This is a genomic window from Pseudomonas sp. LBUM1649, assembly GCF_059716155.1.
In genome coordinates, this window is record NZ_CP166807.1 from 2,985,448 (window position 1) to 3,004,580 (window position 19,133).

The window sequence follows — 19,133 nt, forward strand, 5'->3', positions numbered from 1 at the left end:
CTGATTCTACGGCAAAAAAAAATTAAAGGTAAGTTGGCTCCTGAAACTTTGAGGGGTGATCAATGTTAGACAAAGGGCTAACATGCCGTCCTGTTTTGCTTTTTCGCGTTTGCCTACCTATGCCCAATCAGACCATCAAGACCCCCTGCGTCGGCCTTTGCTCCACTGTTTACGGTGATTTGGTGTGCCGTGGCTGCAAGCGCTTCCACCACGAAGTAATTCACTGGAACGGCTACAACGAGGAAGAAAAACGCGCGGTGTGGCTGCGTCTTGAGCAGTTGTTGTCCCAGGTGATGGCCGCCAAGGTGGAAATTTTCGATCCGGCGCTGCTGCAAACGCAACTGGAGCAGCGCAAGATCCGCTTCGTGCCGCATCAGTCCGAGTATTGCTGGGCCTACCAGTTGATCGCCCGGGGCGCGCGGGTCATCAACAATCTGCAAGCCTACGGGATGGTGCTGCTGCCGGAATTTCGCGACTGGAACCTGCCGGAACTGCGCGATGCCATCGATCGGGAATTTTTCCTGCTCTCCGAGGCGCATTACCAGCGCTACATTGCGCCGGGGTTCCTCAAGGACGCGTTTGGCGGCTAGACCCTAAAAGCATCGCGGGCAAGCCTTGCTCCTACAGATTTTCACCGTCTGTAGGAGCAAGGCTTGCCCGCGATGGCGAATTACCTGGCACTACTAATCTCAATGCTTTACCGCCAGCTCCTCCAGATGATCCTCAACCTCACGGGGTTTGAGCACCAGCACATCGCTCTCCACCGCATCGAGCACCACTTCCGCGGTATTGCCGATCAACGTCCCCGATAATCCGCTACGCGCCACGGTGCCGATCACTGTCACGGCCGCCTGCAGTTTGTGCACCATGAACGGAATCAGCACATCCGCCGGGCCCTCGGCGATGTGCAGGTGTTCGTTGTCGATGTCGAACTCGGCCTGGAACGACTTGCACTGTTCGCGATAGCGCGCCTCGATGGTTTCGCTGAGCTGCAATGTAGGGTCGGCCGCCGACAGCATGGGCGACGGATGAGCACTGATCACATGCAGATGCGCCTTGGCCAGGCTGGCAATGTCATAACCGTAATCGATGATGGTGTTGTGCAAATGGCGGTGTTCACTTTCCGTATTGCCTACGTCGACGGCCGCCAGGATCACTTTGTCCTTCCAGGAGCCTGCAGTTTTCACCAACAGCACCGGGGTAGGGCAGTGCCGCAGCAGTTTCCAGTCCAATGGGGTCAGCAGGGCCTTTTTCAGCGAACTGTCGGGGAAATGCTGTTTAATTACCAGCCCGCAGCCTTCGGCCTGCTGCACGTCGACGATGGTTTCGTGCAGGCTTTCATTCCAGGCCTGCTCGGTAGTGACGCTGTATCCGTCTTGCAGCAGGGCAGCCTTCAGGACTCCCAGCATGGCGCTGTGGTCGTGCTTACGGTCACAGACCAGCAGGTGCAGGTGCGCCTGGGTTACGCCGGCGATCAGTTTGGCTCGTTTGAGCGCCAGGCTTTCCGAATGCTCGGGGTCGATGACCACCAGAATGCTGCGAATGGCTTGCATGATCGGGATCTCCTGAAAATGAAAAAGCACGGCGTTGCACAACTATAGTTCCTGTGCGGCATTCGGCGACTTGATGCATATCAACGGTGTGACTGGTGGTCTGCGGGCGGGCCGGTATAATCGGCGCCCTTCGTTTTATACCTATCTATATCCTTTTTTCCGTGAGCCCCATGATCCTTCCCGAAATTCACGAGTTCCTCGGCTGCCGCACTCCGGATGGCTGGGTTCAGGCCGCTTTGGCCGATCAGGACACCTTGCTGATCGACCACAAGAATTGCGAGTTCAAGGCGGCCAGCACGGCGCTTAGCCTGATTGCCAAATATCACTCCCACGTCGATTTGATCAACATGATGTCGCGTCTGGCCCGGGAAGAGCTGGTGCACCACGAGCAGGTCATGCGCCTGATGAAAAAACGCAAGATCGAGTTGCGTCAGTTGTCTGCCGGGCGTTACGCCTCGGGGCTGCGCAAAGTGGTACGCAGTCACGAACCGGTAAAACTGGTGGATACGTTGGTGGTCGGCGCGTTCATCGAGGCCCGCAGTTGTGAGCGTTTCGAGGCTTTGGTACCGCATCTGGACGAAGAACTGGGCAAATTCTACTTCGGCTTGCTCAAAAGCGAGGCCCGGCACTTCCAGGGTTACCTGAAGCTGGCTTACCAGTACGGTGACGCCAAGGACATCGCTCAGGTGATCGACAAGGTGCGGGCCGCCGAGCAGGAATTGATTGAATCGCCGGATGTGGAGTTTCGGTTCCATAGCGGTGTGCCTGTAGGATCTTTGCTTTAACGGCTCAAACCCAGGCGTTCATGCCACTCGGCGATCGATTCTTCGGGATAACCCTCAAACTGTTTATCGCCAGGCTTCATTTCGGCCTCGACCCAGGGGGCCTTGGAGTCCAGCAGCAAATGCGTGTGCTGCGGCGGCACCGGCAGCAGCGTGTCGATGGCCGAGGCGAATGGGTGGATCAGTTCCGGCCATTCGGGGCTGAACAGCCATAAACCCGAGCCGCACAGCGAACAGAAATGCCGCTCGGCGCTGCTGCGATGGGCGCGCTTTTCGCCTTCGCCCTTGAGCAGTGCATGGTAAATCGCGATGTTCTTGCGCCCGCGCACTTTGAGGCTATTGGCGTCACCGGCAATGTTGATCGCATAACCGCCACCGCCCTGGGTCTTGCGGCAGATCGAGCAGTAGCAGCGTTGATAGGGGTAGGGGTGGGCGCTGGTCAGGTTGAACAACACCGCGCCGCAATGGCAGGAGCCTTCGAGTTGCATGGTGGTCTCCGCAGGCTGAAGTGATTCGGTTCAGCCTAGAAGATATGTGGCGCGATTGCCGACGCCTTCGCGAGTAGGCTCGCTCCCACATGTGAAATGAATTCCCTGTGGGAGCGAGCCTGCTCGCGAAGAACGAAAACGCGGTCCCACTGGACGCCCACATTCCACCGGGTCAGCATGGGCGCCTCGAAACCCGGACCTGACCCGATGCGACGACTACCCTCCCTGGCAGCCCTCAGAACCTTCGAATGCGCCGCCCGTCACGCTCATTTCGGCCGGGCGGCGGCGGAGTTGTGCGTCACCGACAGTGCCGTCAGCCACCAGATCCGCCAGTTGGAAGAACAGCTTGGCGTGTCGTTGTTCGTGCGCGAAGGCCGGCAGATTCGCCCGACCATGGCCGCCGGTCGCCTGATGCAAAGCCTGCAACAAGCCTTCGAACTGATTGGCGATGCCTGCGACGAACTACGCGACCCATCGTCCTTGGCGGTGTTGCGCCTGGCGGTCACCGCCGAGCTCGCGCAAAAGTGGTTGATGAGTCGCCTCTCGGATTTCTACGCGCGTTATCCGCACATCACCCTGCACCTCTACGAACAACCCATCGACGCCACAGCGCCGGGAGAGGACATCGACCTGGCGATCACCTATGGCACCGGTCCAGTGGACAGCAGTGCGTATTTCGTCCGGCCATTGCCGGCGCTTCAGTTCTTCCCAGTGTGCAGTCCCGGCCTGTTCAACCAAGGCACGCTGAAAACACCCAAGGACCTGGCCCGCCACTGCTTGCTGCATGACGATCAGGACGGCAAGACCTGGACCGCCTGGCTCACCAGCCATGCCGGTGATCAGCGCCCCGAACGGCAACTGTATTTCGCCCACGCCGGGTTGGCCCTGGAAGCCGCGGCCCAAGGGCAGGGCGTGGCCATGGGCGATAACCTGACCGCCCAGGAAGATTTGCTCAGCGGTCGCCTGGTCCGGCCATTCACCTCAAGCATGACGGCATTGGGGCAATACGCGCTGGTGTGCGAGCGGGTTCGCCTGGAGCGGCCCGCCGTGGCGCAGATGCTCGAATGGTTCAACAATCAGCTAGTCGATTGATGAGTTGAATTCAAGTGTTCCGAAATAATCATCGTTGGCGAGGAGGGCGCCCGCGACCTTAGCCTGTGGTCATTCCAATCCCCGCTGATGAGGTCTGCCCATGGCACGTTTGCTCGATTCCACTCCCAAACTCGACGGTTTCCGTTTGCCCGGCGAATTCGATACCAAGTCCGGCTGCTGGCTCGGCTGGCCTGAGCGCACCGACGTCTGGCGCAATGGCGCCAAGCCTGCGCAGAAAGTCTGGGTGCAGATCGTCACCGCTATCTCCCAAAGCGAACCGGTCACCGTCTGCGCCTCGGCCGCGCAATTTGCCACCGCTCGCCGCCAGTTGCCGCCGCAAGTGCGGGTGGTGGAGATGACCTGCAACGACACCTGGTTCCGCGACAGCGGGCCGTGCTTTGTAGTCAATGACCAGAGCGGCGAAGTGCGCGGCGTCGACTTCGAGTTCAACGCCTACGGTGGCCTCGACGGCGGCTTGTACTACCCGTGGGACAAGGACGACCAGATCGCCAGCAAAATCCTCGAAATCGAACGCTTCGACCGCTATCGCGCGCCATTGATTGCCGAACTGGGCGGCATCCAGAGCGACGGCGAGGGCAGCATCCTGACTACCGAACAATGCCTGCTCAACCGTAACCGCAACCAGCATCTGGGCAAGGACGAAGTCACTCGCCGCTTGACCGATTATCTGGGCGCCGAGCAAGTCATCTGGCTGCCACGGGGCTGCAAGTTCGACGAAACCGACGGCCACGTCGATGATCTGGCGTGCTTCGTGCGCCCCGGCGAGGTGGTGCTGCAATGGACCGACAATCGCGACGACCCGCAGTGGGAGATCTATCAGGAGGCCTACGAAATCCTGCGCAGTACCCGCGACAGCCGTGGTCGCGAGTTGATCGTGCACAAGCTGCCACAACCGGATGTGCTGGAATGGACCGCTGAAGAGGCCGAGGGTCTGGATCAACAGGACAGCACGCATACCCGTCAGGCTGGAACGAAAATCTGCGCGTCGTATATCAATTACTACGCTGGTAACACCTCGATCGTGGTGCCGCTGTTTGGCGATCGCAATGATCAGGTGGCGCTGGCGACCCTCGCCGAACTGTTCCCGCAGCACAAGATCGTCGGCATCGAAAACTCCCGGGAAATTCTCCTCGGTGGCGGCAACGTCGCGTGCATCACCATGCCGCAGTACGCTGGCGCTGCCTGCAACAAAAAGGGAGTTTGAACATGGGCCTGCACAAACTGACTCAAGCTATATTGCTGGTGCTTGCACCCCTGTGTGTGCAGGCCGCCGACACCGCCAAACCGGTGGTGAATCTGTATATCTGGGGCGAGTACCTGGCCCCGGACACCCTGACCAATTTCGAGAAAAAAACCGGTATCCATGTCGTCGCCGATCACTTCGATTCCCTGGAAACCGTCGAGACCAAACTGCTGACCGGTCGCAGCGGCTATGACCTGGTGCTGACGGCGGGGCAGCATTTGTCCCGGGCGATCCAGAGCGGCGCCATTCAGACCGTCGACAAGCAGCAGATACCGCACTTTGCCGGTGTCGGCGAAGAGTTCCGCCAGCACATGGCGGTGTTCGATCCGGGCAACCGTTACGCCGGGATCTACGCCTGGGGCACCACCGGCGTGGGTTATCAGGAAGAGGCGGTCAAGCAGCGCCTGCCCGATGCGCCAACGGACAGTTGGGCAATGCTGTTCGATCCGGCGGTGGTGTCGAAATTCGCCGATTGCGGGGTCAGCCTGCTCAACGACCCTAACGAAGTGTTCGCGGCGGTGATGAAATACATGGGGCTGGACATCAATCGCCAGAACCTCGATGACCTGAAACTTGCCGAACAGCAACTGGCGAAGATTCGCCCGTACATTCGCTACTTCGACAACGACCTGAACATCAGCGACCTGGCCAACGGCAATACCTGTGTGGCGATGTCGTGGAACGGTAACGTGGCCATCGCGGCAGGTCAGGCAGAAGCGGCTGGAAAGCCGTTTTCGTTGCAGTACCGGATACCGAAAGAGGGCACATTGATCTGGTTCGATGCCATGGTCATTCCCAAGGACGCCCCGCATCCCGAGGCGGGGCTGGCATTGATGGATTACCTGATGACGCCTGAAGTGATCGCGCCGATCACCGACACCATCCACTATGCCAATGCGATCACGGCGGCGGATACCTTGATCGACCCGGCGATTCGCAATGATCCGGGGACCTATCCGGCGCAGGCGGTGCGGGCTTCGTTGTACAGCAAGAATGACAATGGCAAGGCGTTCAACCGGGCTTTGATCCGGGCGTTTACGCGGTTGAAGTCGGGGTTGTGACAGGCTTGGCCAGTCAAGCTGAAAGCAAACCTGTGGCGAGGGGATTTATCCCCGTTGGACTGCGCAGCAGTCCCTTTTTTTGGGGCCGCTTCGCTGCCCAACGGGGCGGTGCGACGATTCGCTAAATCCCCTCACCACGGTCTACCTGCCAGGCACCCGCCACAAATACCACGCAGCCACAGTCCGATACGGGCTCCACGCCAACCCGATCTCAATCATCTGCTTGCGCGTCGGCTGCACCTCCAGCCCCTTGAGCCGTCGATAGCCCTCGCGCACGCCAAAGTCATCGGCCGGCAAAATGTCCGGCCGCTCAAGGCTGTAGATCAATAGCATTTCGACGGTCCAGCGCCCCACACCGCGCAGGGTGATCAGGCGTTCTATCAGTGCTTCGTCGTCCATGGCCAGCGCCGTGGCGTAATCCGGCACCACGCCGTCCAGTGCAGCCTGGGCGATGCCTTGAATGGTGGCAATCTTGCTGGCGGAAAAGCCGCAACTGCGCAGTCGATCAAAATCTGTCGCCACAATCTGCTCAGGCTGCGGAAACGCCACCGATGGGTACAGCGCCAGCAACCGGCCGACAATTGCATCCCCGGCCTTGGCGTGGAGTTGCTGGTAGGCAATCGCCCGCACCAGTGATTCATAGGGATCGCGGGCCGCGTGAGGTTGATGCAGGCACGGGCCGATGGCAGCGATGTGCCGATGCCAATCCCCATCAAGGGACGCTAGAAACTCGGTGGCGGGTAAGTAGTCGTCCGGCATGGGCTCAGGCTTTCCCCGGCGGTTTGAGCAACGCGTTGACTTCGGCATAGGTGAACGCCTTGAGGTCATGGCTGTCGAGTTTGCCGGTCTGCAGAAAGTTTTTTGCCAGTGCGGCCATGGCACCATAGAGGAACTCGGCGATGCCGGAGCCGGCGCTCAAGCGGCGCACGCCAAGTGTTTGCAACTCTTGCAGCGACGGCAGACCGGGGAAACCGAGGACATTGAGTGGCAGCGTGGTGCCCCGGCACAGCGCCGCGATCTCGTACTCTGATGTAACGCCAGCCGCGAACAAACCGTTGGCACCCGCCGCTTGGTACAACGCGGCGCGCCTAAGGGTTTCCGCCACGCGATCTTCGGCGGGGACCAGGCTCCTGAGGTACACATCGGTGCGTGCATTGATAAACAGGTTCACGTTGCGGCGATCGGCAACCTGGCGCGCGATTTCAATCTTGTACACGAGCAATTCAGGCGGCGCGGCGCCGTCCTCGATATTGATCCCGACCGCACCGGCGGCGATGACCGCATCCACCACTTCAGCAACCCGTGCCAGGTCGTCGGAGTAGCCAGCCTCGATATCCACGGTCAACGGCACCGAAATCACCCGGGCGATGGATTCGACCGTCGATACCAGTCGCTCAAGGGGCAGGGTGTTGCCGTCCGGGTAACCATGGACCCAGGCCACTGCCGCACTGCTGGTAGCCACGGCCTTGTTGCCCAGTTGCTCCACCAGCCGCGCCCCGGCAGCGTCGGCGACGTTGGTGAGGATCAGCAGACCGTTGTGATGCAGCTTATGAAGTTGATCATCAAGCCTGTCCATCGAGATGCCTTCCTTTTGAAATGGGTGGGATCAGAACGCGAGTTGTTGGGTGATCTGCACCGCCGCGTTTTCCAGTCTGAGCAAAAACGCTTTGCGCGGTTGGCCTCCAGCGTAGCCCGTCAGCGAACCATCAGCACCGATCACACGGTGGCAGGGCAGCACAATCGAGAGGCGGTTGCGACCGTTGGCCAAGCCCACCGCCCGACTGGCGCCGGTTTTGCCAAGGCGGGCAGCGATCGCGCCGTAGGTGGTGGTCTGGCCATAGGGGATGTTTGCCAGTTCGGCCCATACCTGACGGGAAAATTCGCTACCGGGCATGTGCAGGGCAACGCTGAATTCAGTACGCTCGCCGGCGAAATACCCGGTCAGTTGGTCTTCGATTTGCTGCAAATGCCCGTTATGCCCCGGCGCCACGGCGTAACCAAAACGGTTTTGCAGCGCTTGTACTTCCCGGGTCAAGCTGGGCTGGTCGAGGAACTCCAGTAACACCAGTCCGCGTCGTTCGGCCATGGCGATCATCGGCCCCAGCGGCGTGGTCAAGCGGGTGAAAAGCAGCGGCTCGCTGTTGGCGGCGCGGCCCGGTGTAATGTGGAAAGACTTCTGGAACGCATCGCGAAAGCCGCTGAGGGATTCGTAACCGGAGTCGTACGCGGCGTTGTCGATGGAATCCCCCTGCTTGATCCCGCCCAAGGCCATGCCCAGGCGCCGGGTGCGTAGCCAGGCATGAAAGGTCATGCCGAAATGCTGCTTGAACCAGCGGCGCAGTTTCAGCGGCTCGATGCCTTCGGCCAGTAACTGGGCGTCGGTCCAGCGCTGCTCGGGATCGGCGTCCACTGCCTTAAGCAACTGCTGCACCCAGTGCGGCGCAATCGCGGCGGCGTCCATGGGTTTGCAACGCAGGCAAGCGCGGTACCCCGCCGCCAGACACTCATCGGCGTGGGCGAAGAACTCGACATTCGCAGGTTTCGGGCTGCGTGCGGTACAACCAGGACGGCAGAAAATACCGGTGGTTTTGACCGCGGTAAAAAACACCCCCTCGTAGGCGGTGTCTCGTTCGAGCATGGCGCGAACCATCTCGGCGTGGGGCGGTAGTGGCGTGTTTTGTAGGTTCATTGGCGCAGCATAGAACGGGGCAGGGACAGGCTCCACCGGAAATTCGACAGAGAATTCCGGTTCGTTGAGATGACCGGTAGGAGCTGCCGCAGGCTGCGATCTGTTGATCTTTCTCAGTTTGTTCAGGCCCGACGCGCCATCAGCAACACTGAAGCCGCCACCGACAACAACCCCGCGCAGCAGCGATTGAACATCCGTTTGCCCGAAGGTTTGGCAAACCAGCGGCGCATGTGCAGGCCCATGTAAGCGTAGGCGCCGATGGCGATCCATTCCAGGATCAGGAACAGTGCGCCCAACACCGCGAACTGCGGTGCGATGGCGTGGGTCGAGTCGACGAATTGTGGCAGGAACGCGGTGAAGATCAGGATCGCCTTCGGGTTGCCGGCCGCCACCAGAAACTCTTGCCGGGCCAACGCCAGCATCCCCACCGGCGCGGCGCTCGCCGCGGTTTCCATGCCGGGGTTGGCACGCCACAATTGCCAGGCGAGATAAAACAGGTACGCCGCACCGAGAATCTTGATCCCGTGGAACAACAATTCCGAGGTTTGCAGCACCACCGCCAGACCGGCCGAGGCGAGGGCGATCATGGCGGCGAAGGCGAGCAAACGGCCAATACCGGCCAGGCACGCAGTGCGGTAGCCATAGCGGGTCGAATTGCTGACCGACAGCAGATTGTTCGGGCCTGGCGCCATATTCAGGGCGAAGCAGGCCGGAAGGAAGAGGGTGAGGGTGTTGAGGTCCATGATCGGCTCCAACAGCAGGAGCCGTATTTTTATCACAGCTGCCCAGGGGCTTGACCCATACAGTCATGGACGCAGGAAGCGTACCAGTGGCTAACGCGCGAACTTTTTCGCTCCGGCCACACACAGGATCACCGCTACGGTGACGCCGAGCATGCCCAGGCTGACGTGTTCATGCAGCAAGGTAGCGGCCAGTGCCAGGCCGAAAAATGGTTGCAACAATTGCAGTTGTCCTACGGCGGCAATGCCCCCTTGCGCCAGTCCGCGATACCAGAACACAAAGCCGATCAGCATGCTGAACAGCGACACGTAGCCCAAGCTGAACCAGGCCGGTGTACTGATGCTGGCGCTGCTGTCCAGCGCATGGTTTTGCAGGTTAGAAGTCCGTTCCATCAGGCTCACGTTCATTGATTGATTGCACGAAACCCATCCTATGGCTGACTATCGATACAATCAAAAAATTGTCATGGATATATCTCGACATGCCTCGATCCCGCTACAAAACGCTGGTTGACGCCTTTGCCGCTGACATCCGCTCGGGGCGTTTGCCCCCCGGTACTCGCTTGCCGACCCATCGGCAACTGGCCACTGAGCACGGTTTGGCGCTGGTCACCGCCAGCCGGGTGTATGCCGAGCTTGAGGGCATGGGCCTGGTCAGTGGCGAAACCGGGCGCGGGACTTTTGTCCGGGAGACCTCGTTGCCGCCGGGCCAGGGCATTTCGCAGTCGGTGGTGGCAGCCGGGATGATCGACCTCAACTTCAACTACCCATCATTGCCAGGTCAGGCTGATCTGTTGCGCAACGCCCTGCGCCAGCTCGCATTGTCCGGTGACCTGGAGTCCCTCCTGCGTTACCAGCCCCACGCCGGGCGCCTGCATGAACGAGCTTCGTTCGCGCGTCATCTGGGCGAGCGCGGCCTGAACGTGTCGGCCGAACAGGTGCTGATCGTCAGCGGCGCCCAGCACGGCCTGGCGGTGGTGATGATGACCTTGCTCAAGCCCGGCGATGTGATTGCCGCGGACGCCTTGACCTATCCGGGCTTCAAGACGCTGGCTGAAACGCTGCATCTTGAAGTGTTGCCCATTCCCGTCACGGACAAGGGGCCTGATCTGCCTGCCCTGGACAAGCTGTGCCGCACTCGATCAGTGCGAGCCGTGTACTCGATGCCGACCCTGCACAATCCGCTGGGTTGGGTGATGGACGCCGATCAGCGCAAGCAGCTGGTGGCGATTGCACGCCGGTATGACCTGACGATCATCGAGGACGCGGCCTACGCTTTCCTGGCTGAAGACGTACCGCCACCCCTGGCTGAAATGGCGCCGGAAAGAACGGTGTACGTCAGCGGCTTATCCAAGAATGTCGCCACCGGGTTGCGCGTCGGTTTTGTCGCCGCGCCGGCGCAATGGATTGGCGGATTTGAACGCACCATCATGGCGACCACCTGGAACACCCCCGGGGTAATGACGGCCATTGCCACGGCCTGGCTCGACGACGGCACTGTCAGCAAACTCGAGGCGCAAAAGCGCGCGGACGCGCAGGCCCGGCAAACCTTGGCCCGTGAGGTGCTGGCGGGGCTGAAGACCATCAGCCATCCGTCGTCGTATTTCATCTGGTTGCCCTTGGCCGAGGACGCCCGGGCCGACCAGATCGCCATGGCGTTGATGCGCGAGCAGGTGTCGGTGTCGCCCGCCGAACCCTTTGCGATTACCCATCATGTCCCGCACGCGATACGCCTTGCGCTGGGCTCGGTGGACATGGTCGCGCTACGCCAGGCGTTGGTGAAGGTGAAGAGGGTGGTCGACTATTACTCATAGCGGGCACCTCTTTGGGCAGTTTTCTTCAATACGCGCACCACAGGCCTCCTTACATTGACGCCTGGTTCAATTGACTGAGCAGGTGTGCGATGAGTTTGATCATGTCCATGGCGGCGTTTGCGTTGGCAGCTTCAATCACGCCGGGGCCGGTGAATATCGTGGCGCTGGGTTCGGGAGCGCGCTTCGGCTTTCGCGCCAGTCAGCGGCATGTGGCCGGGGCGACGCTGGGATTCGTGTTGCTGCTGGTACTGATGGGGTTGGGCTTGCATGAGCTATTGCAGTTGTGGCCGGCAATGACGCAAGTGGTGCAGTGGGCCGGGGTGGCGTTCCTGTTGTACATGGCGTACAAACTGGCCGCCGACAACGGGCAGCTGGAGGCCAAGGACTCGGGCCGCGCGCCGTCGATGCTCTACGGCGCGGTCATGCAATGGCTCAACCCGAAAGCCTGGCTGGCCTGCGTGGCCGGCATGGGCGCGTTCGTCGCCGATGGCGAGGCCCGTCTGGTGTGGCAATTTGCGGCGGTGTACCTGGTGATTTGCTACCTGTCGGTCGGTTGCTGGGCCTACGCCGGGACGTTCTTGCGCGGCTACTTGAACAATCCGGCGGGCATGCGCTTGTTCAATCGGGGCATGGCGTTGTTATTGGCGGTGAGTGCCGTTTATCTGGTGTTGCCATAGACACTGGTTCAACCGATTTTGAAGCGAGGGAAAACCTGTGGCGAGGGGGCTTTTGTGGCGAGGGGATTTTTGTGGTGAGGGGATTCATCCCCGTTGGGCTGCGAAGCGGCCCTATGCATTCTTTCTGGTAAACCGTGCTTGCTGATACTGCGACGGCTTCGCCGCCGAACGGGGATATATCCCCTCGCCACAAAAATCCCCTCGCCACAAAAGCTCTGCGCACACAGTGAGCGAGTTCAACCGCGATACTGCCCTGGCGTTGCCGCCAGATGCTGCTTGAACGCCCGCTGGAAATGCGCCTGATCGGCAAACCCGGCTTCCAGCGCCACATCGGCAATCAGCTTGCCATTGCGCAGTTGATCCCGGGCGAACTGGATGCGTCGGTTGACCAGGAAAGCGTGGGGCGTCATGCCGTAATGCTGTTTGAACGCGCGGATCAGGTAGGACGGCGACAACTGCGCCGCTTCGCAGATATCTTCGAGCTTGAGCAGTTGCGTGCAGTGCTCGCGGATGAAGTCGGCGGCGCGCTCGAGCTTGAAGTTGGGCTCGCGCAGTGGTTGTTCGGCCGGGTTCAGGCGTAGCTGCACCTCGGTGAAAAACTCCACGGCCGCGCTGTGTTTGCGCAACACGTCTTGCTGCTGATCGACCAGTACCTGATACAACGCCTGCAAGCCAACGAACAGTCCACGTTCCGCGGTATGGGTGACCGCAAACCGGCGAAACGCCAGATCGTTGCTGAACCCAAGCTGATGCTGCAAATTGGTGAGCCACGGGGTGTCGACATACAGCATCAGGTACGACCAGGGTTGATCATCGATCGGATTGCAGGCATGGACATCACCGGGGTTCATCAGCACGACGGTGCCGGCACAGACCTCGAAGTTCGATTGCTCATGGACATAGGTGCTACGCCCGGCGGTGATCGCTCCGATGGAAAAGTGCTCGTGGGCATGCCGGGTGTAACAGACCTCGCGCCCGTCGGCGATGGAGCGGGCTTCGATGAAGGGCAGGGCGTCATCGCGCCAGAAGCGCGGGGCCTTGTCGGCGTCCCTGGTCTTTGCGAGCTTCATGGTCAATCCTTGGCAGATCCGCGCCTGAGTGTATTAGCTCTCGCCGTCAAAGGCTCGTTTCAGCTCGGCGATATCGAGTTTTTTCATGTGCATCATCGCCAGCATCGCGCGCTGGGATTTCGCCGTGTCGGGGTCTTTGATCATTTCCATCATCGCCACCGGGACGATCTGCCAGGACACGCCGAATTTGTCCTTGAGCCAGCCGCATTGCTGTGCCTCGACCGGCCCGCCGGCGGACAGGCGTCCCCAGAAGTGGTCGACTTCTTCCTGGGTCTGGCAGTTGACCTGGAACGAGATCGCTTCGCTGAAGGTGAAGTTCGGGCCACCGTTGAGGCCGGTAAAAGTCTGCCCGTCGAGTTCGAAGCTGACCGTCATGACCGAACCGACTTCCCGGCCATGGAACTCCTGTCCGGCCTCGCCGTAGTGAGTGATGGCTGTGATTTTCGAATGATCGAAGATCGCACAGTAGAACTTTGCGGCCTCTTCGGCCTGACCATCGAACCACAGGCAGGGCGTGAGTTTTTGCACGTGAAGCATGGCGCGTCTCCTTGGCAGGTTTTTGCATGCTGGACTATCAGCGTAGCTAGCCTCCGCGGGTCTGGCCGTGCCGTAGATCGCCGAGTGTGTAAGGAGTTCCTACAGAGTGCGGTCGATATGACTACGTCACGAGTCATACCGACTATTTCTGCGACGAGTCGTTATGACACGTACTTCCTCACGTGCCTGATTTGTAAGGGCTAACTATCTGGCACGAGACTTGATACATCCCACGTACAACTGAACGGCTACAGGAGTACGGAAAATGTTCCATTTCTTCAGCAATCCTCAGAATGTTCTGCACCTTTCCAGCCGTGTGCTCGGCGTCGGCCTGGCGATGCTGCTGGCAGGCATCTACGGCGCTTACCTCTATGCCGGTTATCTGTCGATCGTGGCGCTGGTGTCGTTGCACGCCATGACTATCGTCGGGCCGACCCTGCTGAAAATCGGTTACGTCATGCGCCTGCTGGCCCAACACCGGTTGAGCAAACCTCATCTCGCGGCGCTGGCCTGATGCGCAAACTGGCCGCCGCTCCCGTCTTCAGTCTCGGTTTTCGCCCGTTTTTTCTCGCGGGTGCCGCGTTTGCCGCATTGGCGGTGGCGATCTGGGCCCTGTGGTTGTACGGCCGATTGCCCGGTGCGCAACCGGTAGGAGGCATGCTTGCCTGGCATCGGCACGAAATGCCCTTCGGATTCGCCGCGGCGATCATCGCCGGGTTCCTGCTGACGGCGGTGCCGAACTGGACCGGCCGCCCCGGGCTCAACGGTTGGCCGCTGATCGGGCTGGTGCTGGTCTGGTTGCTGGCTCGACTGGCCTGGTTGCTGCCGATTGCTCCTGGTGCGCTACTGCTGTTGCAACTGCCTTTCCTGCCGCTGCTGGCCGGGGTGCTGGGCCGCGACCTGGTGACCGCTGGCAAGCGCGATAATTATCCGATTCTGCTGATGGTCACGCTGCTGGCGGGGTGTCAGGCCATGACGCTGTGGGGGCTCTCGACCGACGATGTGGGTCTGCAACGCCGTGGCGTGCTGGCTGCCCTGTGGCTTGTGGCGGCGCTGATGAGCGTGATCGGCGGGCGAGTGATTCCTTTCTTCATCCAGCGCGGCTTGAATCGCCCGGCTTTACCGGCGGCCAACCCGTGGCCGACGCGGGTTCTGATGGTGAGTGGCTTGTTTGCTGCGCTGACATTTGCCCTCGGTTTGCACGACGTGCCCAGGGTCTGGCTGGCGGCGTTGTTTGTCTTGATCGGCGTTTTGCACCTGCTGCGGTTGTGGCATTGGCATGCCCGGGGTATGTGGAGTGTGCCGCTTTTGTGGTCGCTGTATCTGTCTTACGCCTGGCTGGTGGTGGCGGTGTTTGCCATGGGGCTGTGGCACGTCGGCCTGATGCCGCAACAGAGCCTGGCCACTCATTCGCTGGCGGTGGGCGGCATTGGCGGGTTGATTCTGGCGATGATTGCCCGGGTCAGCCTGGGGCATACCGGGCGGGCGCTGCAGCCGTCGAAAGCCATCATTGTGGGATTTGTCCTGGTGTTGATCGCAGGCGTGGCGCGGGTGTTGCTGGTGCCGTTTTCCGGGCTGGGGCTGGGGTTGTCGGCGTTGCTTTGGTGTGCTGCGCTTGGGCTGTTTTGCTTGGTTATACCGGGGTTTTGTTCAAGCCCAGGGTGTAGGAGCGGGCTTGTCGGGTCGCGGCATTGCCGGGAAGGCGGCCTGACAGCCGATCTGGATGTTGTTGACCGCGTACATATCCATTGCTGCGGTAACGCCCACCTATGGTTTCGCTTTTACAGCGAGTCACTTGGAAAAGCCTGTAGGAGCGAGCATGCTCGCGATGGAGGTCAACGATGACGCGGGGAGCCTGACACCCCGCGGTGCTCTCAGGTTTTTCGCGAGCATGCTCGCTCCTACAGAGCCCGCCGCGATGGGCCATCCTTGGCCCAGCGCGGCTAACCCGGCATCCATGCCGGGTTGCCCACTGCGCAGAACCTCCACTCGGCCTCTCGATGGGGCAAGAAAATCAAAAGCCAAAGCAGAGCAACAGCCAAAGCGAGGCGGCCTTATAGCCGACCTGATTGCAGGTCTGCCCGCGATCCCATTGTAGGAGCGAGCCGGCTCCGGGCGGCGTTCCGACGAAAAATGTCCAGACAACGTGTTCATCGAGACAGGGCGCGTTATCGTTGGCGACCATCGCGAGCAGGCTCGCTCCCACAGGGGATCAGGTACAGCCGTAAAAGTCAGGTCGGCTGTCAGGCCGCCTCGCTTTGGCTTTAGATTTTGGGCGCCCCGTTAAACCACGATGGCCGAACGCAGGCATTGCGCAGTGGCTAAACCGGCAGGACGCCGGTTTAGCCGCGCTGGGCCATGGATGGCCCATCGCGGCGACCCACGGAGTATTGCCGGAGAGAGGGCATGCCGAGCCACAGCGAGGTACCGAGTGGTGGGGCAAGAGCCTTTTGGTTCCTTTTTGGCGTTTGTTTTGAAAAAGGGACTCGCCGTAAGGGCGAAACCATAAGTGGCCGTTACCGCAGCAATGGATATGTACTCCGTCAACAAACAACAGGTCGGCTGTCAGGCCGCCATCGCGGGCAAGGCAGGCAGCTTTTGTGACCGGTGGTCGATACACCTCGGCCTGCCGGGTAATTTGCGCTTAGCTGTAGGGATAACCCAAAGGCGCGCGTAGGTTCTCGATCGCCACAGCGGCGCCAACTTCAGAACACCTTGAGTCTGAGGACCTTCGCAATGCTGACCCTCAATATCAATGGCAAGGACCAGGAACTGGATGTCCCCGCGGACATGCCGCTGCTCTGGGTGCTGCGCGATGTCGCGCACCTGACCGGCACCAAGTTCGGCTGCGGCATGGCCCAGTGTGGCGCCTGTACCGTGCACATCGACGGTGCACCTTTGCGCTCGTGCATCACACCTGCCACGGCCGTGGCCCATGGGCAGAAAATCCTCACCATCGAAGGCCTGTCTACCGACGGTTCGCACCCGGTGCAACAAGCCTGGGCCGAACTCGATGTGGTCCAGTGCGGCTACTGCCAGTCCGGGCAGATCATGTCGGCGGCGGCCTTGTTGGCAATGATCCCGCAACCGACTGACAGCGACATCGACCAGGCGTTGTCGGGCAATATCTGTCGTTGCGGCACCTATCCAAGAATCCGCGCCGCGGTCAAACGCGCCGCCCAATTGGCTTGATGGCCATGAACAGCATCGATCCGCTGTCGCGTAGGGGTTTTCTCAAGGGCAGTGCCGTGCTGGGCGGCGGGCTGGTGGTGGCGTTTGTCATCGCCGGGGCCCATCGCTTTGCCCAGGGCGCGGAAAACCAGGGCAGCGTGGTCGCACCCAATGCCTTCCTGCGCATCGGCAATGACAACAGCGTCACCGTGTTGCTCGGCCATTCGGAAATGGGCCAGGGCATCTGGACCGGGTTGACCATGCTGATCGCCGAAGAACTGGACGCCGACTGGTCGAAAATCCGCGTCGAGCACTCGCCGGCTTCGGCGGCCGATTACGGTCTGGCCGGGTTCGGCGGCATGCAGATCACCGGCGGCTCGACCTCGACCTGGATGGAGTTCGACCGCTACCGTCAGGCCGGTGCGGCGGCGCGATTGCTGCTGGTCGAGGCCGCGGCCAAGCGCTTCAACGTCGCGCCCTCGGGGATTCGCACTGAGTCGGGTGTGGTGATTGCCGGCGACCAGCACGCCACCTACGGCGAACTGGCCGATGACGCCGGCAAGCTACCGGTGCCGGACCCTGCGTCGATCAAGCTCAAGGAGGCCAAGGACTGGAAAATCATCGGCAAACCCACTAAGCGCCTGGATACGCCGGAGAAAATCACCGGACGTGCCAAATTCGGCATGGACGTGCAGTTCGACGGCCTGATGACCGCGATGGTCGCGCGTTCGCCGGTGTTCGGTGGCAGCGTCATATCCTTTGAAGGCGCCGAGGCGCTGGCAATACCCGGGGTTCACAAAGTGGTGCAGGTGCCGACTGGCGTGGCGGTGATCGCCGATCACTACTGGGCGGCGAAACTGGGGCGTGATGCGCTGCACGTCGAGTGGGACCTGGGGCCGAACACAGGACTCGACAGTGAGCAATTGCTCGAGGATTTTCGCAAGCTCGCTGCCACCCCCGGGCTGCTCGCCAGCCAGGCCGGCGATACCCAGGCTGCGCTGGCCTCAGCGTCCAAGATCGTGGACGTCGAGTACAGCGTGCCCTACCTGGCCCACGCGCCAATGGAGCCACTCAACTGCACCGTGAGCATCACCCAGGACAAATGCGAGATCTGGACCGGTACGCAGTGCCAGACCCTGGATCAGATAATCGCCGGCAAAATCACCGGGCTCAAACCCGAGCAAGTCGAGATCCACACCGAGTTCCTCGGCGGTGGTTTCGGGCGGCGAGCCAACCCGACCTCGGACTTTGTCGCCGAAGCGGTCCAGGTTGCCAAAGCCGCGGGCGGGCCGGTGAAAACCGTGTGGGCGCGGGAGGACGACATCCGTGGCGGCTATTATCGTTCGGCGTTCCTGCATCAGGCGCGAGTCGGCCTCGGCGCCGATAACCTGCCGCTGGCGTGGAAGCATGTGCTGGTCGGACAGTCGATCATGGCCGGCACCTCGCTCGAAGCCCCCAGGGTCAAGAACGGCATCGACAAGACGTCCGTCGAAGGCGTGGCGGACAGTCCTTATCTGGTGGGGATGGCCAATCATCAGGTAGATCTGCACTCGCCACAGACCGGCATCAGCGTGTTGTGGCTGCGTTCGGTGGGGCATTCCCACACCGCCTTCGTCATGGAATCGCTGATCGACGAACTGGCCGCGGCGGCAAGCCAGGACCCGGTGGAGTATCGACGGACCTTGCTCAAGGCGCATCCACGGCATCTTGGCGTATTGAACCTGGCGGTGGAGAAGGCCAACTGGAAGGCGCCGCTGCCGGACGGCCATGCCTTGGGCGTGGCGGTGCATGAGTCATGTGGCAGCTACGTGGCGCAGGTCGCCGAAGTGTCCCAGGACAACCTGGCGATTCGTGTACATCGGGTGGTGTGTGCAGTGGACTGCGGGATTGCGGTCAATCCGCAGAGCATCGCGGCGCAAATGGAGTCGTGCATCGCCTTCGGCCTGGGCTTCACCTTGCACAGCAAACTGACGATCAAGGACGGCAAGGTGGTGCAGTCCAACTACCACGATTACCAGGTGCTGCGGCTCAATGAGATGCCGGTGGTCGAAGTGCATATCCTGCCCAGCAGTGAGAAACCCGGCGGCATCGGCGAGGCCGGTGTGCCCCCCACGGCGCCGGCAGTGGCAAACGCGGTGTACGCCCTGACCGGGCAACGCCTGCGTGAGCTGCCGTTGCAACTGTCGGGGGTGTGA

At 61.0% G+C, this 19,133-nt stretch carries 18 protein-coding genes and 2 pseudogenes; 11 read left to right on the top strand and 9 right to left on the bottom strand.

What is annotated here, in order from left to right; genetic code table 11:
* Positions 1-119 precede the first annotated feature (119 nt).
* Complete coding sequence (locus ACA058_RS13985) at positions 120-590, top strand: DUF1289 domain-containing protein (RefSeq protein WP_497639594.1); 471 nt, start codon at positions 120-122, stop codon at positions 588-590.
* A gap of 99 nt (positions 591-689) precedes the next feature.
* Here the strand turns inward: ACA058_RS13985 and uspL are convergent, their stop codons facing one another.
* The gene (gene uspL / locus ACA058_RS13990; protein WP_497639595.1) at positions 690-1,553 is read right to left on the bottom strand and encodes a universal stress protein UspL; all 864 of its coding nucleotides are present in this window, start codon (positions 1,551-1,553) and stop codon (positions 690-692) included.
* 170 nt (positions 1,554-1,723) lie between these two features.
* Here uspL and ACA058_RS13995 point away from each other — a divergent pair, with 170 nt between their 5' ends.
* A complete protein-coding gene (locus ACA058_RS13995; protein WP_497639596.1) occupies positions 1,724-2,338 on the top strand; it encodes a MiaE family protein in 615 nt (204 codons plus the stop codon).
* Here ACA058_RS13995 and ACA058_RS14000 read toward each other — a convergent pair.
* Positions 2,335-2,823, bottom strand: a complete 489-nt coding sequence (locus ACA058_RS14000; protein ID WP_497639597.1) for a GFA family protein — start codon at positions 2,821-2,823, stop codon at positions 2,335-2,337. The genes ACA058_RS13995 and ACA058_RS14000 overlap by 4 nt on opposite strands.
* Before the next feature lie 207 nt (positions 2,824-3,030).
* Between ACA058_RS14000 and ACA058_RS14005 the strand changes: the two genes are divergently transcribed.
* The 3 genes from ACA058_RS14005 (at position 3,031) to ACA058_RS14015 (ending at position 6,240) form a co-directional block, all read left to right on the top strand.
* Entirely contained in the window at positions 3,031-3,915 is an 885-nt protein-coding gene (locus ACA058_RS14005) for a LysR substrate-binding domain-containing protein (RefSeq protein WP_497639598.1), read from the top strand.
* Between the two features lie 100 nt (positions 3,916-4,015).
* On the top strand, positions 4,016-5,140 hold the full coding sequence (gene aguA / locus ACA058_RS14010; protein ID WP_497639599.1) for an agmatine deiminase: 1,125 nt from the start codon (positions 4,016-4,018) through the stop codon (positions 5,138-5,140).
* A 2-nt stretch (positions 5,141-5,142) separates the two neighbouring features.
* Entirely contained in the window at positions 5,143-6,240 is a 1,098-nt protein-coding gene (locus ACA058_RS14015; protein WP_497639600.1) for an extracellular solute-binding protein, read from the top strand.
* 141 nt (positions 6,241-6,381) lie between these two features.
* On the opposite strand, the gene ACA058_RS14020 is transcribed toward ACA058_RS14015, so the two are convergent.
* The 5 genes and pseudogenes from ACA058_RS14020 to ACA058_RS14040 all read right to left on the bottom strand — a co-directional run.
* A complete protein-coding gene (locus ACA058_RS14020; protein WP_497639601.1) occupies positions 6,382-6,999 on the bottom strand; it encodes a DNA-3-methyladenine glycosylase family protein in 618 nt (205 codons plus the stop codon).
* 4 nt (positions 7,000-7,003) lie between these two features.
* The gene (locus ACA058_RS14025; protein WP_497639602.1) at positions 7,004-7,816 is read right to left on the bottom strand and encodes an isocitrate lyase/PEP mutase family protein; all 813 of its coding nucleotides are present in this window, start codon (positions 7,814-7,816) and stop codon (positions 7,004-7,006) included.
* Between the two features lie 30 nt (positions 7,817-7,846).
* On the bottom strand, positions 7,847-8,929 hold the full coding sequence (locus tag ACA058_RS14030) for a bifunctional transcriptional activator/DNA repair enzyme AdaA (protein ID WP_497639603.1): 1,083 nt from the start codon (positions 8,927-8,929) through the stop codon (positions 7,847-7,849).
* Between the two features lie 122 nt (positions 8,930-9,051).
* Positions 9,052-9,672, bottom strand: a complete 621-nt coding sequence (locus ACA058_RS14035; protein WP_497639604.1) for a LysE family translocator — start codon at positions 9,670-9,672, stop codon at positions 9,052-9,054.
* Between the two features lie 90 nt (positions 9,673-9,762).
* A pseudogene (locus tag ACA058_RS14040) lies at positions 9,763-10,023 on the bottom strand (EamA family transporter); the annotation flags it as partial.
* A 128-nt stretch (positions 10,024-10,151) separates the two neighbouring features.
* Here ACA058_RS14040 and ACA058_RS14045 point away from each other — a divergent pair.
* Positions 10,152-11,483, top strand: a complete 1,332-nt coding sequence (locus ACA058_RS14045; protein ID WP_497639605.1) for an aminotransferase-like domain-containing protein — start codon at positions 10,152-10,154, stop codon at positions 11,481-11,483.
* 89 nt (positions 11,484-11,572) lie between these two features.
* On the top strand, positions 11,573-12,160 hold the full coding sequence (locus ACA058_RS14050; protein ID WP_497639606.1) for a LysE family translocator: 588 nt from the start codon (positions 11,573-11,575) through the stop codon (positions 12,158-12,160).
* A 236-nt stretch (positions 12,161-12,396) separates the two neighbouring features.
* Here ACA058_RS14050 and ACA058_RS14055 read toward each other — a convergent pair whose 3' ends face one another.
* On the bottom strand, positions 12,397-13,230 hold the full coding sequence (locus ACA058_RS14055) for an AraC family transcriptional regulator (protein ID WP_497639607.1): 834 nt from the start codon (positions 13,228-13,230) through the stop codon (positions 12,397-12,399).
* Between the two features lie 33 nt (positions 13,231-13,263).
* Complete coding sequence (locus ACA058_RS14060) at positions 13,264-13,767, bottom strand: VOC family protein (protein ID WP_497639608.1); 504 nt, start codon at positions 13,765-13,767, stop codon at positions 13,264-13,266.
* Positions 13,768-14,032: 265 nt separating this feature from the next.
* Between ACA058_RS14060 and ACA058_RS14065 the strand changes: the two genes are divergently transcribed.
* The 4 genes and pseudogenes from ACA058_RS14065 to ACA058_RS14080 all read left to right on the top strand — a co-directional run bounded on the left by ACA058_RS14065 (position 14,033) and on the right by ACA058_RS14080 (position 19,133).
* Positions 14,033-14,281 carry a transmembrane sensor/regulator PpyR gene (locus ACA058_RS14065; protein WP_497639609.1) on the top strand — a complete coding sequence of 83 codons (249 nt, stop codon included), beginning with the start codon at positions 14,033-14,035 and terminating at the stop codon, positions 14,279-14,281.
* Positions 14,281-15,434 (top strand): annotated as a pseudogene (locus ACA058_RS14070) (NnrS family protein). Before ACA058_RS14065 ends, ACA058_RS14070 begins: the two are co-directional and overlap by 1 nt.
* 1,069 nt (positions 15,435-16,503) lie before the next feature.
* The gene (locus ACA058_RS14075; RefSeq protein WP_497639610.1) at positions 16,504-16,959 is read left to right on the top strand and encodes a (2Fe-2S)-binding protein; all 456 of its coding nucleotides are present in this window, start codon (positions 16,504-16,506) and stop codon (positions 16,957-16,959) included.
* 5 nt (positions 16,960-16,964) lie between these two features.
* Complete coding sequence (locus ACA058_RS14080; protein WP_497639611.1) at positions 16,965-19,133, top strand: xanthine dehydrogenase family protein molybdopterin-binding subunit; 2,169 nt, start codon at positions 16,965-16,967, stop codon at positions 19,131-19,133.

Coding starts and splice junctions, on each gene's coding strand:
- ACA058_RS13985 (WP_497639594.1), top strand. CDS start 120: ATGCCCAATCAGACCATCAAGACCCCCTGCGTCGGCCTTTGCTCCACT.
- uspL (WP_497639595.1), bottom strand. CDS start 1,553: ATGCAAGCCATTCGCAGCATTCTGGTGGTCATCGACCCCGAGCATTCG.
- ACA058_RS13995 (WP_497639596.1), top strand. CDS start 1,724: ATGATCCTTCCCGAAATTCACGAGTTCCTCGGCTGCCGCACTCCGGAT.
- ACA058_RS14000 (WP_497639597.1), bottom strand. CDS start 2,823: ATGCAACTCGAAGGCTCCTGCCATTGCGGCGCGGTGTTGTTCAACCTG.
- ACA058_RS14005 (WP_497639598.1), top strand. CDS start 3,031: ATGCGACGACTACCCTCCCTGGCAGCCCTCAGAACCTTCGAATGCGCC.
- aguA (WP_497639599.1), top strand. CDS start 4,016: ATGGCACGTTTGCTCGATTCCACTCCCAAACTCGACGGTTTCCGTTTG.
- ACA058_RS14015 (WP_497639600.1), top strand. CDS start 5,143: ATGGGCCTGCACAAACTGACTCAAGCTATATTGCTGGTGCTTGCACCC.
- ACA058_RS14020 (WP_497639601.1), bottom strand. CDS start 6,999: ATGCCGGACGACTACTTACCCGCCACCGAGTTTCTAGCGTCCCTTGAT.
- ACA058_RS14025 (WP_497639602.1), bottom strand. CDS start 7,816: ATGGACAGGCTTGATGATCAACTTCATAAGCTGCATCACAACGGTCTG.
- ACA058_RS14030 (WP_497639603.1), bottom strand. CDS start 8,929: ATGAACCTACAAAACACGCCACTACCGCCCCACGCCGAGATGGTTCGC.
- ACA058_RS14035 (WP_497639604.1), bottom strand. CDS start 9,672: ATGGACCTCAACACCCTCACCCTCTTCCTTCCGGCCTGCTTCGCCCTG.
- ACA058_RS14045 (WP_497639605.1), top strand. CDS start 10,152: ATGCCTCGATCCCGCTACAAAACGCTGGTTGACGCCTTTGCCGCTGAC.
- ACA058_RS14050 (WP_497639606.1), top strand. CDS start 11,573: ATGAGTTTGATCATGTCCATGGCGGCGTTTGCGTTGGCAGCTTCAATC.
- ACA058_RS14055 (WP_497639607.1), bottom strand. CDS start 13,230: ATGAAGCTCGCAAAGACCAGGGACGCCGACAAGGCCCCGCGCTTCTGG.
- ACA058_RS14060 (WP_497639608.1), bottom strand. CDS start 13,767: ATGCTTCACGTGCAAAAACTCACGCCCTGCCTGTGGTTCGATGGTCAG.
- ACA058_RS14065 (WP_497639609.1), top strand. CDS start 14,033: ATGTTCCATTTCTTCAGCAATCCTCAGAATGTTCTGCACCTTTCCAGC.
- ACA058_RS14075 (WP_497639610.1), top strand. CDS start 16,504: ATGCTGACCCTCAATATCAATGGCAAGGACCAGGAACTGGATGTCCCC.
- ACA058_RS14080 (WP_497639611.1), top strand. CDS start 16,965: ATGAACAGCATCGATCCGCTGTCGCGTAGGGGTTTTCTCAAGGGCAGT.